The organism is Pseudomonas sp. MF6747 (assembly GCF_963890955.1).
Lineage (GTDB): Bacteria > Pseudomonadota > Gammaproteobacteria > Pseudomonadales > Pseudomonadaceae > Aquipseudomonas.
Genome location: NZ_CAWPSZ010000023.1, coordinates 106,859 through 123,479 on the forward strand (window position 1 = coordinate 106,859; position 16,621 = coordinate 123,479).

Annotated in this window: 13 protein-coding genes and 2 pseudogenes; 7 read left to right on the forward strand and 8 right to left on the reverse strand. The window is 50.1% G+C overall.

The window, feature by feature from the left end:
- Positions 1-36: 36 nt before the first annotated feature.
- From AACW30_RS19385 to AACW30_RS19400, 4 genes and pseudogenes are all read left to right on the forward strand, one after another.
- On the forward strand, positions 37-432 hold the full coding sequence (locus tag AACW30_RS19385; RefSeq protein WP_200623068.1) for a response regulator: 396 nt from the start codon (positions 37-39) through the stop codon (positions 430-432).
- 255 nt (positions 433-687) lie between these two features.
- Positions 688-1,311, forward strand: a complete 624-nt coding sequence (locus AACW30_RS19390; RefSeq protein ID WP_200623070.1) for a response regulator transcription factor — start codon at positions 688-690, stop codon at positions 1,309-1,311.
- A gap of 8 nt (positions 1,312-1,319) precedes the next feature.
- A pseudogene (locus AACW30_RS19395) lies at positions 1,320-3,551 on the forward strand (transporter substrate-binding domain-containing protein); the annotation flags it as partial.
- Positions 3,552-3,656: 105 nt separating this feature from the next.
- Positions 3,657-3,836 carry a hypothetical protein gene (locus AACW30_RS19400; RefSeq protein ID WP_169877159.1) on the forward strand — a complete coding sequence of 60 codons (180 nt, stop codon included), beginning with the start codon at positions 3,657-3,659 and terminating at the stop codon, positions 3,834-3,836.
- Positions 3,837-3,930: 94 nt separating this feature from the next.
- Here the strand turns inward: AACW30_RS19400 and AACW30_RS19405 are convergent, their stop codons facing one another.
- A complete protein-coding gene (locus AACW30_RS19405; protein WP_200623071.1) occupies positions 3,931-5,460 on the reverse strand; it encodes a hypothetical protein in 1,530 nt (509 codons plus the stop codon).
- Between the two features lie 164 nt (positions 5,461-5,624).
- Here AACW30_RS19405 and AACW30_RS19410 point away from each other — a divergent pair, with 164 nt between their 5' ends.
- Entirely contained in the window at positions 5,625-6,002 is a 378-nt protein-coding gene (locus AACW30_RS19410) for a hypothetical protein (RefSeq protein ID WP_169877162.1), read from the forward strand.
- A 72-nt stretch (positions 6,003-6,074) separates the two neighbouring features.
- On the opposite strand, the gene AACW30_RS19415 is transcribed toward AACW30_RS19410, so the two are convergent.
- The 3 genes from AACW30_RS19415 to AACW30_RS19425 all read right to left on the reverse strand — a co-directional run bounded on the left by AACW30_RS19415 (position 6,075) and on the right by AACW30_RS19425 (position 10,229).
- Complete coding sequence (locus AACW30_RS19415; RefSeq protein ID WP_200623072.1) at positions 6,075-7,997, reverse strand: hypothetical protein; 1,923 nt, start codon at positions 7,995-7,997, stop codon at positions 6,075-6,077.
- 326 nt (positions 7,998-8,323) lie between these two features.
- Positions 8,324-8,548, reverse strand: a complete 225-nt coding sequence (locus tag AACW30_RS19420) for a hypothetical protein (protein WP_169877164.1) — start codon at positions 8,546-8,548, stop codon at positions 8,324-8,326.
- An 82-nt stretch (positions 8,549-8,630) separates the two neighbouring features.
- Entirely contained in the window at positions 8,631-10,229 is a 1,599-nt protein-coding gene (locus AACW30_RS19425) for a recombinase family protein (RefSeq protein ID WP_200623073.1), read from the reverse strand.
- Positions 10,230-10,291: 62 nt separating this feature from the next.
- Here AACW30_RS19425 and AACW30_RS19430 point away from each other — a divergent pair.
- A pseudogene (locus AACW30_RS19430) lies at positions 10,292-11,728 on the forward strand (ATP-binding protein); the annotation flags it as partial.
- A 38-nt stretch (positions 11,729-11,766) separates the two neighbouring features.
- On the opposite strand, the gene AACW30_RS19435 reads toward AACW30_RS19430, so the two are convergent.
- Together AACW30_RS19435 and AACW30_RS19440 are read right to left on the reverse strand one after the other, a co-directional pair.
- Positions 11,767-12,249 (reverse strand): GAF domain-containing protein, encoded by a 483-nt coding sequence (locus AACW30_RS19435; protein WP_200623074.1) that lies wholly within the window; start codon positions 12,247-12,249, stop codon positions 11,767-11,769.
- Complete coding sequence (locus AACW30_RS19440) at positions 12,246-13,136, reverse strand: ATP-binding protein (RefSeq protein WP_106576807.1); 891 nt, start codon at positions 13,134-13,136, stop codon at positions 12,246-12,248. Before AACW30_RS19440 ends, AACW30_RS19435 begins: the two co-directional genes overlap by 4 nt.
- A gap of 172 nt (positions 13,137-13,308) precedes the next feature.
- Here AACW30_RS19440 and AACW30_RS19445 point away from each other — a divergent pair, with 172 nt between their 5' ends.
- Positions 13,309-15,618, forward strand: a complete 2,310-nt coding sequence (locus tag AACW30_RS19445) for a hybrid sensor histidine kinase/response regulator (protein ID WP_200623075.1) — start codon at positions 13,309-13,311, stop codon at positions 15,616-15,618.
- Here AACW30_RS19445 and AACW30_RS19450 read toward each other — a convergent pair.
- Together AACW30_RS19450 and AACW30_RS19455 are read right to left on the reverse strand one after the other, a co-directional pair.
- Positions 15,572-16,063, reverse strand: coding sequence for a MarR family winged helix-turn-helix transcriptional regulator (locus AACW30_RS19450; RefSeq protein ID WP_119739491.1), 492 nt, complete (start codon positions 16,061-16,063; stop codon positions 15,572-15,574). The genes AACW30_RS19445 and AACW30_RS19450 overlap by 47 nt on opposite strands.
- Positions 16,060-16,545 carry a glutathione peroxidase gene (locus AACW30_RS19455; RefSeq protein ID WP_106576809.1) on the reverse strand — a complete coding sequence of 162 codons (486 nt, stop codon included), beginning with the start codon at positions 16,543-16,545 and terminating at the stop codon, positions 16,060-16,062. The genes AACW30_RS19450 and AACW30_RS19455 overlap by 4 nt, the downstream gene beginning before the upstream one ends.
- Between the last annotated feature and the right edge of the window lie 76 nt (positions 16,546-16,621).

The window sequence follows — 16,621 nt, forward strand, 5'->3', positions numbered from 1 at the left end:
CCACCCCATCGACGCTTGACTGACCCGTGTGCCCCTATGCCCAGACACCCTCTTCGAATCCTATTGGTGGAGGATCACCCCTTTCAGCTTCTGGCCACCCAATGCCTGCTTAACACCTTCGGCTTCGACCACCTGACTCTGGCAGAAAATGCCGAACAGGCGATCCGCGCGATGTCTGAGTCCAAAAGGCCGTTTGACCTGATGCTGTGCGACCAATGCCTGCCTGATTTACTCGGCCTGGAGCTGGTGGAAATCGCCAGTCGCCAACATTTTATAACCGGCGCCATTCTGCTGAGCGGGCTGCCTTCCTCGGAACTGTTCAACCTGACCACCCAAGCCCTGCAGCGTGGTTTGCCGCTGCTTGGTTATTTGTCCAAACCGTTGAATAAAGACGAACTCGAAAAATTGATTGCATCTCTGGTCCGATTATAAATGTAGGACTTTAAACTCTGCCCACCTACGAAAACATACCTGAACCAATCGCTGAATCGCCGGCACTGCCAATGACCTTACTGATTTAAAACTTGCTTACATCCAGCGTCACAAAGCCTTAACAACTGGTAGGCAACTACCTTTTTTCATGTAGGAATTCTCCTGTTTTATACCTGTTCCCACCATGGTTCATGCTCCTCCCTCTTCTTCTGAGCTAATGTGCCCGCTTTATTTGCACTTGCATGGAATGTGATTATGAACACGGTTTTTATCATTGATGACCACCCCGTTATCAGGCTGGCGATCCGCATGTTGCTGGAACATGAGGGTTATAAAGTCGTCGGTGAAACGGACAACGGTTGTGATGCGATACAAATGGTTCGCGAATGCCTGCCGGACTTGATCATTCTGGATATCAGCATTCCCAAACTTGACGGCCTCGAAGTGCTGTGCCGATTCAACGCCATGAACACATCGATGAAAACCCTGATTCTGACCGCCCAGAGCCCGACGCTGTTTGCCACGCGCTGCATGCGCTCGGGCGCGGATGGCTATGTCTGCAAGGAAGGCGACCTGAGCGAACTGCTGAGTGCCATCCGCGCCGTATTGTCGGGCTACAACTATTTTCCCAGCCAGGCGCTCAATGGAACTGCAGACGGCACAGACACGCTGGAACTTGAACTGTTTAAAACAGTGAACGATCGGGAACTGATGGTCTTACAACTTTTCGCACAGGGCCGTACCAATAAGGAAATCGCCAAAGGCATGTTTTTAAGTAACAAAACAGTAAGCACTTACAAAAAAAGGCTGATGCAAAAACTTAAAGCCAAGTCCTTGGTAGAACTTATCGAGATGGCAAAACGAAACGCGCTAGTGTGAGAAAGCGGATGCCCAGCCGTATAAAGGACTATTTGATTATATTAATCGCCGGTGTGTGTTTCAGCACGACGGTGCCTGCGGACCCCGCTCCCGGCCCGGAACACTTCACGCTGTTGAGCCGTGCAAGTGCGGTACAACTGGATGTTCAACTGGACAAGGCCCAGCGCCAGTGGTTACAGAACAAACGCGAGTTGGTGCTCGGCACTTCGGCTCCGGACTACCCGCCCTTCGACCTGACCTCCAGCGGCCGCGACTATGAGGGCCTGACCGCCGATTACGCAGGGCTGTTGGCCCAAGCCCTGGCATTGCCCGTGAAGGTGGTGCGCTACCCCACCCGAGAAGCATCGATCCAAGCGCTTGAAACGGGCGAAATTGACTTGTTGGGCTCCTCCAACGGCTTTGAAGCCGCCAACCCGAATCTCATCCTGTCGCAGCCATACGCGGTGGACCAACCCGTGCTGGTGACCCGTGAGGGTGAAACCTACAACCTGGGCAATGGGCTGGCCGGACTGCGCTTGAGCCTGGTCTACCACTACCTGCCGTTGAGCGAAGTGCAGAAGCTGTATCCAAAGGCCAACATCCGCGCCTACCCCTCGTACCAAAACGCGTTGAATGCGGTGGCGTTCGATCAGGCCGACGTGTTTTTGGGCGACACCATTTCCACCCATTACATGATCAACAAGGGCTACCTGAAAAACATCCGCATGGCCAACTTCGGCAAGCATGAAGCCTACGGCTTCAGCTTTGCGCTGCGCCAGGATCAGCGCACTTTGCTGAGCATCGTCGATTCGGTGCTGGCCGCCATCCCCATCAATGAACGCGACAGTATCGCCAAGCGCTGGAGCGCCGGCAGCGATATCTTGCTGACCGACAAGAAACTGCAGTTGACCCAGCGCGAAGAGCGTTGGCTCAAAGACCATCCGGTGCTGACAGTCGTCGTCAATGAGACCTTCGCCCCGCTGACGTTTTTCGACGCCGAAGGCAATTTTCGCGGCATCACCGCAGACTTGCTGGAACTGATACGCCTGCGCACCGGGTTACGTTTCAAGATCCTGCGCAGTCGCGAAGTCAACGCGATGATCGAGCAGGTCACCACCGGTAAAGCCGATATCATCGGGGCCATTGTCCCCAGCGTTGAAAGGGAGGCTTCGCTGAGTTTCAGTCGCCCTTACCTGGAAAACTCCTACGTCCTGCTGACCCGCAAAGAGCCCGGCGCGCCCTCGAACCTGGAGCAGATGGCAGGCAAGCGCCTGGCGATCACCGTGGGCAACCCCTTGGAAAAAATCCTCACGCAGGACTTCCCGCAGATTCGCCTGGTGGAGGTCAGCGACACCTTCAAGGCATCCGAAATGCTGGCCCAAGGCAATGTGGAAGGTGCCGTCAACTCGCTGGTGATCGCCAACTACTTCCTGTCCTCCCAGGTTTTCCAGGACAAACTGCAGATCAGCACCAGTATCGGCACCCTCCCCGCCACCTTCGCCCTGGCAACACCTCGCCGCGCCGTCGAATTGAGTTCAATCCTGGACAAGGCCCTGCTGAGCATTGCTCCAGACGAAATGGGCGTGATCAACAGTCGCTGGCGAGGCTACACCGCCGCCCCCGACAGTTACTGGCGCAATTACCACCAGTTGATCGCGCAAATCATCGTCGGCACCGGGCTGTTGCTGCTGATTTCACTGACCTGGAACGCCCACATGCGCCGCCAGATCAAACATCGAAAAATGGCCGAGCGCGCCCTTAACGATCAGTTTGAGTTCATGCGCGCATTGGTCAACGAAACCCCGCACCCGATCTATGTGCGTGATCGAAACGGCCTGTTGCAAACCTGTAATGACAGTTACTTGCAGGTCTTCGACGTCAAGCGTGAAGACGTGATCGGCAAGAGCGTGATCCAGATGGACATGGCCCGGGAATCGGAAGCCGCGCAATACCACGCGGACTACCAGCAAGTCGTGGCGCAAGGCAACCCACTGATTCTCGACCGCACCCTGCACCTGCACGGAAAAAAACTGACGATCTATCACTGGATTCTTCCTTACCGTGACTCCGTCGGTGAAGTCCAGGGCATCATCGGGGGCTGGATCGACATCAGTGAGCGGCGCCAGCTGTTCGACGAGTTGCGCGCCGCCAAGGAACGCGCCGATGAAGCGAACCGGGCCAAAAGCACCTTCCTTGCCACCATGAGCCATGAAATCCGCACGCCGATGAATGCAATGAGAGGTGTCATTCGTAGAATACTGGCAGAGTATGCCACGCTGTACGTTTTCTGACCATTCGGAGGTTCAACCCATTTTCTTTTGGAATGGCATGGATTATTCTCAACCCACAAATCAGGAGGATGTGCTGTGGGCGAATGGTCAGATTATTTCGAAGATTTTCCAGAAGAAAACCCCGCAAATTACGATAGGAATGGTTCTTATGACCCAGATGGAGTTTTGAAGAAGGAAAGAGAGAAAAACATACAAGCTCATGAACGATTAGATGAGCTATTAAAAAATAAAGGAATTGTGATTAGACCAAAATGATTTGTAAGTTAACAAATGAAATTAACTAATTTTGTTCTGTTTTTGCTTTTGCCCTAGATTTTGAAAATACCTAACTGCTAAAAATCAAAATCTATTAAACAGGACAAAATTGGTCGCGCTTTTTATTAGCCTTTAAATTCGCTTTGTGAATTTCTACATTAGCATGATAAACCTCCAAGCTGTCAGGTTTTCCATACTTTTTCCAAGACGTTTTTCCTATCCCAAGTTTCTCCCAAGGTTTATTACGATTATCTGAATAGATCTGCTCTTTCATTCCTCTTGCTCGTCTATCTGCATACTTGCGAGCTTTCGCTCTACGGTTAGACTCTTCTTCGCCAATAATGGTTTTCAAATGGGTTTGTTCTTCAGGTGTAATAGAAAAGGTGCTAATCAGCTTTTCATTTGAAATAATGTACAGCGGGCTTGAACTACGTTCGCCTTTCTTATGAAGATGGTGCGTATCATTATATTTCTCAACCCGCTTTTCAAGCGACGAGAGAGCGCCCATATCAAAGCTATCATCTCCAAATATAATATCACCGAGCTTTTTCGCCTCACTATGGAAATTGTCAGGTTTTACATACCCTAAACCCGCCCTGAAACATAGCATATATAGTAAATAATGCATTCTGTAGCCTTCTTGGGCTTTGCCACCACGCATTTTAATTATCGCCCACAAATCTACTTCACGGTTGATCTGTAATTGTTTCAGGTCTTTAGGTATAAGATTTTTACTAACAGGCTTATCGGATAGTGGCTTTTCTTTTTTAACATATTCAAATTGTTCTTTAGGTTCAGTAGCTAAAGCTTCTTTGACAGGCTTGATTTTGATTTGAGGGACAATCTCATTAATATCTTCTTCATGAGTATGAGGTTCAAGAAAATTAAGCATATCTTCAAAAGAAACAGTTTCACGACACTCTAAAACCTCTGCACGCTTTCCCTCGTTCCCATCTATAACAGTTTTACCGTTGATCGTTCCCGCCATTCTCAAAATCCTGGAGATGTCAGTAGCTTTCATATCTGCACCAAAATCGAGGAATATTTTATTGATTACACGCTGGGCTATTTTCCAACTGTCGATTTTAGTTATTATTCGCTTATCGTATTTTTTTCTCTGATCCTTATCGATTATATCCCTTCTGCTGACTTTTATTTTTTGACTGAAGATCCACTTTAGGTAATATCCTTTACCGGAGAACATAATTATTGTTGGGATTGGTAAGTTTTTTTCAAGGCACAATGATTTAACATCACGGATTAACTCTTCGTGAGTTGTATCGGCATATTTTTCGCTCTTATAGGTGTCGAGGTCGCAGGTAAGCATAACCAGACCATTAACATTCTCTGAAGGTCTGCCAAATGTGAATTGGTTTGTAGTCATATACCAGTTTGTTTGACCTTCAAGCCAAGGCAGTACTCTCTCTAGTAGTGATAACTTAACGCTTTCTTGAGAGAACTCATCATTAGGACCTTTATGGCATATTGAGACAGTGGATTTATCAGGTATCTTTTCGGTGCCGTCAAGAAAGTGATAACTTAACGGATCTAAAATATTTGAAATTATTTCTTTAACGGTATTGTTTTGCGGATTGCAAATGATATAATTTGACTGTGGTAGCATGTTAAATTGTTTTGTGGTGATTCAATTATAACTTTTTAAAACAAAAAGAAAGAGCTTAACGGCTCTTTTTTCTCGTCTTTTGTAAAGTAATCACCGTTTTAATGGTTAAGTCATATATTTCCGAACCTATATGTTACGATTGTTAGATAACAATAGAGAAACAAATGGAATATGCAGAACGAAAAAAAGCGCTTGGCGGAATTGGTGGGAAAATATCAGGTCTTAAAAGACGCTGGAGACAATCGGCAATAATTAACTTCATTCAATATCTTGAAATGCAAGAAGTATATAGATTTTCTCAAACGCTGGCGCAACGTCTGGCATTTTCGTTTTGCGGCAAGACAATCAATAGTAAAGTTTTAGTTATCAACTTCAAGTCGCACAGAGATGCTTCAAATAAATTTGACGTGGCAGGCATCGTCAATGATTTGCGTAATAGATACTCAGATGAGTTTGAAGAGTATTGGAAGGGTTCAGAAGAGTCTTTATCGTATGTGGTAAAAGAAGAAACCGAGAGGCTCAAAGGGTTGAGTAATATATGACTGAACCAATATAGATGCTTCGAACAAACAAAAGAGCCTATTGGCTCTTTTTTGTACAGCGAAATGGCACAGTCAGGCTTTTGGCTTACCTTTTAACCTGTTAATCGTTTCCTTCAGCTTTTCTTCCTCATCAAAGTCATCAAAGTACTTTTGAGCTTTAGAATCATTAGGCGCGGTAACGTTGCTTTTTTTTACTAAATTTTCTGGCACTTCCTTTAGATTAAAATCCTTTGCCACATACATTTTTCTTTCCATTCGGGCTGGATCATCTCTCAATTCCTTGACCTTTGACTTAAAAGCCTGTGGGATCGGCTCTTCGGGAACTAGAAAATCCAAGTCAAGAAACGCATCTATTACCTCATCAGTAGCTATACGGACGATCTTTTCAGTACGCTCATCAAACTCTTGTAAATCTTCTGGTGTTCCCTTCATTTTGTTCCTATTAAGAATCCCGAAAGAAAGTTTACCCTCACTCCAAGCCTTTAAGCCCCACATAACAGATAGAAAGTCGCGAATACCTTTGAGTATCTGCTTTTGCGCGCCTTGGATTATCGCTTTGTAATCTGACTGGATTTGTTCGTATTTTGGAACTATCTCATTCAAAGCTTTTTCTACTAAATCGTAATCCTTTGCCAATGGTAATAACTTATCATTTTTAGCCTGAAGCATTACGTTATCAGATTGCAGGTCATTATTTTTTGTTGTAAGGGTTTGCTTTTCACTCCGAAGCTTTGGAAGATCCTCGTTCAATACACGGGTTTCCTCCTGCGCATCGGTAAATTCCTTCCTTGCAGATTCAAGAGCTTGATTTGCTTTTGTTAACCTCTCGTTGATTGTCTTTTCCTCTTCAAGAGCCTTAGAAGCATTATTTTTAGCAAGCTCGTATTCTTCCGTGAAGCGTAGGGTTTCAGCATTATAGAAACTAAACTCTCTTTCAATCTTGGGCTTTTTAGCATCTTCTTCAATCAGACGCATACGAGCATTGTTTTCTTCTGTCTTTTCAAGCTTCTTCGCTTCGACATTGTATTTTTCTAACATTTTATTAGAATGTTGATAAAACAAGGTTTGGAAATATTGAGCTTGGAGTTTCTTATTAAAATAATCATTCTCATCTCGTAGAAACTCTAATGGCTTGGCATTAGGATATTCTTCTTTGATTTTTTCAATGTTGTCGTTAACGAATTTCTTTTGAGCCACAAGCAGATCATACTTTCCAGTACGCTTGTTTTTTGCATCTACAAAGATATGGGGATGGTCGCCTTTCTCATCACCGTGAAAGATTATGAGCTTGATAGGATAGTCCGGGAAATTATTATTGTAGAACGATTGAATGTTCGATAAGAAATCGCCGGATGAGATATTTAAGTCGTCCCCTTCGGCATCCTTACGTTTTGGAAATTTAAAAAATGCTTCTTGTATAAAGACGTGATTTCTAGAAATTTCAGATTTATTTTCTATAACATTATTATGCAACTCAAAATATTTTTTTACCGTTTCAGTCTTCTGATTTTTACGAGCGAACTCAAATTGGGATAACTCATCGATCTCTTTTTCTACGTCAAAATATTTCGTTTCAGCAAGAATTTTTGAAAGGTAAAACTTTAGTGGATCGTCCTGACCAATGATCGAATTGAACCATTTATTTATTTTGGCTTTGTACTTGCTCAACGTTTCAAGGTTGTCAGTTTTTTGATCCTTGACAGCTTGTTCCAGTTTAATTTTTTCAACTAAGCTTTTCTGAATTTTTATTTTTTCTTCTTCAGTTAACGTATCCAGCTTAACAAGCTTATGACCAAGGCTTGGGCAATAAATCAAATTTTTATGAGTAAGGGTTTCGTCCCACTCCTGTTTTTTGGTCCACTTAATTTTATTTTCTTTGGTTGGTAATATTCTCAAAGAGTGCGCAACACTCTTCATCAGTTTGGCTGGACCATGCCCGCCACTTTTGAAATTTATTTGTCTGTAAAGCATCGTTATTGTTTTTTTTGAAGCCATTTATTTTCACCGTTTTTTGATTGTATGTTTTCCTTTTTTGATTGGGTTTGAAAAAAATGGTGAGCGATGAAGCGATATTTTTTGCAAAGCCATTCTTAGAGCCTGATTAAAAAACAATGAGCATTGCGATATTTTTTTATCAGGATCGTGTGATGATTTGCTTTTGCTGTGCTTTTGACTTTGCTTCTGCCTCCGGCTAGGACGAGTGAAACTTGGAACCTCATCTTTTGCGTAGCAAAAGTGTGGTGGAAAGTGTAGCGAGTTACTTAATACATCACATAATTAGAATACCATATTAAAATGGCTTAACCGTGCGTTAGCGAATATTAGATATCCGACCTGCCGACCACAAATTTATAACCGACAGCCTTCAATGATCTTTGGATAGATTCGAAGCTGTCATCAAGATTGAGATCAATGCTTTTGAGTCTTGCGATAGCCCTGATGCACTCCATTAGGGTTTCTTGAGTTCCATCTTCGATGACGATGTTCAAGAGTGCTTGAATGTCGGAATCATCGTTTAGATAATCTTCGATTTGAAATTTCTTCACAGACCGATCTCCAATAAGGTTTAGTCCTCTGAAAACAGAATTTTAAATTCTGGTTTTAGAGGACTGGGCGAAAAATCCATCGCTATTTTAAATGTGCGTTAATGCGTGCCGTGTAATTTTCTTTTTCAACATCAATCGTATCTATATAATTTTCGCCGTGAAAAATTTCTAGCGAAAAATATTTTTTCTTTACAGGCGTTATGATAAGCCTGACCTTTTGAGCGTGAAGAAAATTATTAATTCTGATCCGACCTTTCTCGGTTACCAGCAATCGGTAAATCTCAATTACCTTTAAATCAGATTTGCTCGCAATGTGCAGAGAATTAATTTTTACGCTCAGTTTATGTTCTTCTGATTTGAGCTTGTCGAGTTCAAGACTGACCTCATCAATTCGACTCATAATATATTTTTGAGCACTCTCCGAGGATTTTTCAAGTATCGAAAAATTATTTGCAAGAGCTTTTTCTTTGAGAATAATTTGCCCCAAAACTTCTTTATGCTCTTTTTCGAGAGCTTTTACATCGTCAGATTTAATGATGATTTTATGAAACGGTATTTGAGCGTGAAAAATTAAAAAAAGTTGTTCGACAAGTGCGTACCTGTGCCTAACGCCTTTGCCTAATTTAGCAAATTCACATTTTCCAATCATCGATGCGGAACAAACCAAATCAACGTATTGACTTTTTTGAGCGTGATAGCGAAACGTTGATCCGCATTTACAGAAAACCAAGCCGCGCAAAATATTCTTAAATTCTTCTGCCTTACGACCGGCAAGCCGAGGATCAAGACGTTCTTTGAGTTTTGCACTGATACGATGAAATTCCGCTTCACTAATAAGAGGTGGATAATAATTTTTTATCTCTTTGTTGAAGACAGTACGGTTTTCATTTTCGTCCAATTTCAACGATAAAAATGAACCATATAAAGCGTGGCTATGCAAAAACTTGCTTACGCTACTAGCACTGTATCTTTTCGGGTGATTCTCTTTGTTCAGTTCTTGCGCAATGAGTTGAAATCCAACATCAAAGCAAAGCTCTGTAGCTTTTTTAACTGCCGTAGCATTTTCATTCAAAACGAATTTGCCATCAACAAATGAGATCCAGAACGGGCAACGCTTGGTTATTATCCCGCCATTTTGACCTTTTTCAAGATTTCGGGCTTTGGCGTCTGTAATACGTTCTGATTTAGCCCTACTTTCATCATTAGCTCTTTCAAGGATATTTTGGATAAGACTAATATCTACGCTACTATCTTTTTTTCGTTTCGAGTAAAGACGATTGTCGAAAAGGGTATAAATAGCACAATCAGCTTGGATGATTGAGATAATTAGCTCTAATGCGTCATATCCGCCCATCCTGCTGATTCGATCGAATGATTCAACCAAGAGCAAGGCATTAGGTAAAATCTCTTTTGATTTGATACGTTCAACGAATTTCGCTAATTGCCCGGATTTGAGGTTTTTGCCTTTGAACGCTGATACGCCAAGGTCTTCGTACCTTTCAACCTGTCGAGCCTGTGGGTACTGGTCAAAAAATCGGTTGAGTTGTTCAAGCTGTCGGATCTCTCCAAAACCCAGTTTTTGGGCTTTCGACGAAAAACGTATGTAGCTGTACACGTTGATCGTTTCATCGCTCTGGAACACGTCAGAGAACGCCCTAGGCAATGGATTTGTGATGGTCATAGATACGCTCAAAGCCCCGTAGATGCTGGATTGTAGCTTTTCTACGAAAAAGACACATCATTGCCGTGATCGGCATGCTGGAGTTGACCCTCAAGCGGGCTGACCAGGGCCATCTCGACCGCCCGGCGATAGAAGTGGCCTACAACTCGGCCAAAGACCTGCTGGAATTGATCGGCGATATTCTGGACATCGCGCGCATCGAGTCCGGCCGTTTGAGCCTGGCGCCGGAACGCGTGAACCTGCGGGAAGTCATCGAATCGGTAGTGCGCGTGTTCGACGGCCTGGCACGGCAGAAAACCCTCAGCCTGCTGCTGGAGTTCAAGCCCGAGCAGGATGACACCGAGGTGCTGATCGACCCGTTACGCTTCAAACAGGTGCTGTCCAACCTGGTGAGCAATGCGATCAAGTTCACCGAGCGCGGGCGGGTGCACATCAAGGTGGACGTGCAACCCACCGATCAACCGCAGCAGGTCGAAATGAAACTGGTGGTCGAGGACACCGGCATCGGTATCAGTCGCGACGACCAACTGCGCCTGTTCGAGCCGTTTGCCCAGGCCGACAACTCCGGGCACCTGGCCAGAAGCGGCGCCGGCCTGGGGCTGGTGATCTGCCGAAGCCTGTGCGCGATGATGGGCGGGCAACTGAGCCTGAGCAGTGTGCCGATGGTGGGCACCCAAGTGCATGTCAACTTGACAATGCCGCGCCTGCAGCCGGTCCAGCCCGTGGGAGAACTCAAACCCGCGCCCCCGGCGCTTGCGCCGGTGCTCAACGTATTGGTGGTGGATGACCATCCCGCGAACCGCCTGCTGATGTGCCAGCAACTGGGTTACCTGGGGCATCAGTTCACCGCAGCCCAGCACGGTGCCGCCGGCTTCAAGGCATGGCGTCAGGAACGCTTCGACCTGGTCATCGCCGACTGCAACATGCCGATCATGAACGGCTACGAATTGACCCGTTCGATCCGTGAGTATGAACAGCGCGAACAGCTGCCGGCCTGCGTCGTGCTGGGCTTCACCGCCAATGCTCAGCCGGAAGAAAAACTGCGCTGCGCGCAAGCGGGCATGAACGACTGCCTGTTCAAGCCAATCAGCCTGACGGTGCTGGAGCGGCAACTGGCGCAGATCGGCCAGCAACCCGGCGGTGTGAGGCTCGACCTCAGCAGCCTGGAAGCGCTGACGGGCGGCGACCCACAGCTGAGTCGCCGCCTGCTCGAGGAATTGCTTAACAGCAGCCGTCATGACCGTCAGGAACTGACCGCCATGTTGGCGCAACAGGCATCGCCCCAGGCCATCATTGACCAGGCCCACAAGATCAAGGGAGCTGCGCGCATCGTGCAGGCCGCTGCGCTGGCCAACGAATGTGAAGCGCTGGAGCACGCCTGCGCGCAAGGTGAAGATCGGCCGAGGATCGAAACCGGCATCAAGACCCTGGAAAAATGCATGCTTGAATTGGAGAGGATGCTGCAGATGCGCCTTAATGAACTGGACGCCTTGCAATAGGCAGGGCGAGTGTTTTGCACTCTCCCTGCCGCCACCGGTCAGCAGTCGGTCAGACGCAGGAAGATCGCTGCCAGCTGTTCGATGCCCGCCTGGTCCTGCGCGGTAAAACGCGAGAGCGACGGGCTGTCCAGATCAAGGACGCCAATCAGTTGGCCGTCCTTGATCAGGGGCACCACCAGTTCGCTGTTGGAAGCGCTGTCACAGGCGATATGCCCAGGGAACGCGTGAACGTCCTCCACCCGCTGGGTTTGCCGCGATGCCGCCGCCGCGCCGCACACCCCACGACCGAACGGAATGCGCACGCAGGCAATCTGGCCCTGGAACGGGCCAAGCACCAGCTCTTCGTTGCGGTTGAGGTAGAAGCCGGCCCAGTTCAGGTCATCCAGCTGGTTGAACAGAAACGCAGAGAACTGCGCGCTGTTGGCGATGAAGTCGCGTTCATCGGCCAACAGCGACTCCAGTTGCGCACCCAGCATTGCATAGCCATCCAGGCCCGTGCCGGCCTGTTGCAAATCGATCATGGTTGACGCTCCAACAACTTGAGACCCACCCAGTAACGGGCGAATTGATACGCGCACCGGCCATTGCGGTTACCGCGCCCGGTGGCCCAACGTACGGCCAAAATATCCAGCGCTTCATCGCGCTGCCATTGCAAACCGGCCTTGCTGGCCAGTTCGCCAATCCAGTGCTCGACCACGTTCAGGAAATGCTCCTGAGAGAACGGGTAGAACGACAACCACAGGCCGAACCGGTCGGACAAGGCGATTTTATCTTCAACGGCCTCGCTGGGGTGCAGCTCGCCGTCCACGCGTTTCCAGTTGTCATTGTCGCTCTGATTTTCCGGCACCAGGTGACGACGGTTGGACGTGGCATACAACAGCACGTTTTCCGGCGCCTGCTCCAGCGAGCCGTCCAGCACACTCTTGAGCACGCGGTAGTCGCCCTCGCCGGCCTCGAACGACAAGTCGTCGCAGAACAGGATGAACCGCTGCGGCAGCTTGAGCAGTTGCTCGACCACGCGCGGCAAGTCGGCCAGGTGATCGCGCTCGATTTCAATCAGGCGCAAGCCGGCCTTGGCGTGCTGGGCGAGCAAGGCGCGCACCATTGACGATTTACCCGTGCCGCGCGAACCCCACAGCAGCGCGTGGTTGGCGGGCAGGCCTTCGAGAAACTGCTGGGTGTTGCGAGCCAGTTGTTCGCGTTGCTTGTCCACACCGATCAGGTCGCTAAGGCGCATGTCCAGGCTGACTTCCAGGGGCAGCAAAAAGCCGCTGCGGCCTTCGCGCTGCCAACGGGCGGCGAGGCACTGGTCCCAGTCGATGGCTTGGCGGGGCGCCGGCAACAACGGTTCCAGGCGTGCAAGTACCGCATCGGCACGCTCAAGAAAGGCATTCAATCGATTATCCACGACTATTCCTCTGGCAAGTTCTTGCAAAAGATGGCGTATTGGCAACCCTGCGGCACACCGCGACAGGGCTGCACCTGTAAAAAAATCAACGATTATGCCGAGCAAGCCAAAGCCGGTGGATGTTCAGCTATGCTTGCCGGGCGAAGGGAAACGTGAAGTGGTTCAACACCCGATGGATATCAAGTTCGCCCACCGCTTGTCTTATAAACAAGCTCGATTGACTGTGCTGGTCGGTTTCGTCTTGGGAACCTTGCTCAGTCTGATCCAAATCGGCATTGATTATGCCAGCGAAGACGCATCCATCAACCGTGAAATACGCTCGCTGATCGAAATCAGCCATAACCCCGCCTCCCGTATCGCCTACAACATCGACGCCGAACTCGCCCAGGAACTGACGCTGGGCCTGCTGCACTCACCGGCGATCACCCGTGCGCAATTGGTCGACAACAATGGCGTGGTGCTGGCCGACGTCGATCGCCCGCGTAAGGAAAGCACCTACCGGCCCATCAGCGATTTTCTGTTTGGCGCCAACCGCCAGTTTGAGGACCGGTTATTCCTGAGCCACATGCCTAATGATTCCTTGGGCGTGTTGCGCCTGGACGTCGACACTTACGCCTTCGGCAGCCGCTTCCTGCACCGCGCCGAGATCACACTGCTTAACGGTTTTGCCCGCAGCCTGCTGCTGACCGGCATCCTGTTGGGCCTGTTTTACGTGATGCTGACCCAACCGCTGGTGCGCATTATTCGCGCGCTGAGCACCAGCAAGCAGGCACATCTGGATTGCCCGCCAGGGCACGAAAACGACGAAATCGGCGTGCTGGTCAGTGTCGCCAACCAGCAATTCGAAAACATGGAGACCGAAATCCAGCAGCGCCGCCACGCCGAGGACCGACTCACCGAGTACCTGGGCCAGCTGGAAGATATCGTCTCCGCACGCACACTGGAGCTCAAGGCCAGCAACCAACGCCTGAGCCAGTCCAATGATGAGTTGGAGGCTGCGAAGATGACGGCGCTGGGCATGGCCCAGGCACGGGCGGCGTTCCTGGCCAACATGAGCCACGAGATTCGCACGCCGCTCAACGGCCTGCTGGGCATGATCGCCCTCTCGCTGGACAGCCCGTTGAATGCCGAGCAGCGTCAGCAACTGTCGATTGCCCATGACTCCGGCAAAGTGCTGGTGGAGTTGCTCAACGATATCCTCGACCTGTCCAAGTTTGATGCCGGCCAGCTGGAGCTGGAGCGTATCCCGTTCGATCTCAGCTCGCTGGTGGAAGACACCGCCAACCTGCTGTCGCAAAACGCAGCACCGAGCGTTGAACTGACCTGCTTGATCGACCCGCTGTTTCCCGCCCAAGTGATTGGCGACCCGACACGCGTGCGGCAAATCGTCAGCAACTTGCTCTCCAACGCCTTGAAGTTCACGCGCTTTGGCCGCGTCGACGTGCGCCTGAGCGCCAGTGAGGGCCGGGTGAAGATTGAAGTGTGCGATACCGGTATCGGCATCGCTCAGGATGCGCAGGTGAAGATATTCCAGCCGTTTACCCAGGCCGGCGCAGGCATCACCCGCCAGTTTGGTGGCACGGGGCTGGGGCTGGCGTTGACGCACAATCTGTGTGAAGCGATGAAGGGCCGGCTGAGCATCAGCTCGGAAGTCGGGTTTGGCAGCCAGTTCTGCGCCGACCTGCCACTGCCCACGCATTTGCCCGCCACTCGTTACGTGCCACTGGCAGGCGAAGTCATCGCCATCACCAGCGCGGGTAGCGGCCTGACAGAATTGCTCAGCACCCTGTTGCCTCACTGGGGGCTGGCGCCGCGCGTTTATTCTCAAGACGACGACCTGAGCGGGCAACACCCTGACCTGTTGATCACCGATTGCCCGGAGTGCCTGTTCCGCCTGCGCCCAGCCATCAAGGCGCCCATTCTGCTGGTCACCGCCTACGGCAACTTTATGCCCAGTGAGGAAGTGGCAGCCCTGGCGCCGCTGCAGCAACAGGCGCGCCCTTTGAGCCGCAACGCGCTGTATCAGATCCTGCAACGCAATTTGCGCAGCGACGCGCCACTGATCCTCGACCCGATCCAGATGGAAGCCGCGCCGTTTACGCACCGGGCGCGCATCCTGCTGGTGGAGGACAACCCGGTCAATCAACTGGTGGCCAAAGGCATGCTCAGCAAGCTCGGCTGCGAAGTGGTGGTGGCCGCGCACGGTGGCGAAGCGCTCAAGTTCCTTGAAGAACAGCGCTTTGACATGGTGCTGATGGACTGCAACATGCCGGTAATGAATGGCTACGAGGCCAGCCGGCAGATTCGCCGCAGCGGGCGCTGGCCCGATTTGCCCATTGTCGCCTTGACGGCCAACGCCCTCTCGGAAGAGCGCGAGCGTTGCCGGGCCGCGGGCATGGATGACTACCTGGCCAAACCGTTCCGCCGCGAAGAACTCAAGGCTCTGTTGGACCTGTGGGTGCCGCAGACGACAAGCCTTTGATCTGCGCCAGCAACTGGTCCAGGCCTTCGCGCAAAGCGTCGGCCTGGTTCAAGTCAATGCCGCTGTCACACAGTAAGCGGGTTTTCAGGCGGTGAGTCTGGTCGCGTAACTGCACACCGGTATGAGTCAGACCCAGGTGCACTTCCCGCTCATCCCGTGCGCTGCGTTGGCGGCTCACCAGGTCGAGCTGCTCAAGACGCTTGAGCAGCGGCGTCAATGTGCCCGAATCGAGCATCAGCCGCTCGCCCAACGCCTTGACGGTCGGCTGCGGCGCAGTTGCCTCGTGCCATTCCCACAGCACCAGCATGACCACGTACTGCGGATAGGTCAGGCCCAACTGGTCAAGCATCGGTTTATAGGCACGCGTCACCGCCCGTGAGGCAGCGTAGAGCTTGAAACACAGTTGGTCGTCCAGTGCCAGGGACACGGCGGATACATCGATCATTTGAGCAGGGCTTCAATCTCTTGGGTCAGGTCCTGGGGCTTGGTGGTCGGGGCAAAACGCTTGACCACCTGACCGTCACGACCGATCAGGAACTTGGTGAAATTCCACTTGATGCCCTTGGACCCCAGCAAGCCCGGCGCTTGTTTTTTAAGCTGCACGAACAGTGGGTGGGCCTCGCTGCCGTTGACGTCGATCTTCTTGAACAGCGGGAAACTGACACCGAAATTCAATTCGCAGAACTCGGAAATCGCGCCTTCGTTGCCGGGCTCCTGCTTGCCGAATTGGTTGCAGGGGAACCCCAGCACCACCAGGCCCTGGTCCTTGTACTGCTGCCAGAGTTGCTCGAGGCCTTTGTACTGCGGGGTGAAACCACATTTGCTGGCGGTGTTGACCACCAAAATGGCCTTGCCGGCGAAGTCGGCCAAGGTCTTTTGCTCACCTTTGATGGTGGTGCACGGGATGCTCAGCAGGTTGGTGCTCATGGCAGTGCCTCAAACGGGGGGAAGACCTGGAAAGATAGTAGGCAATTCAATTGTGTGCAATTTAATTGACCGCATT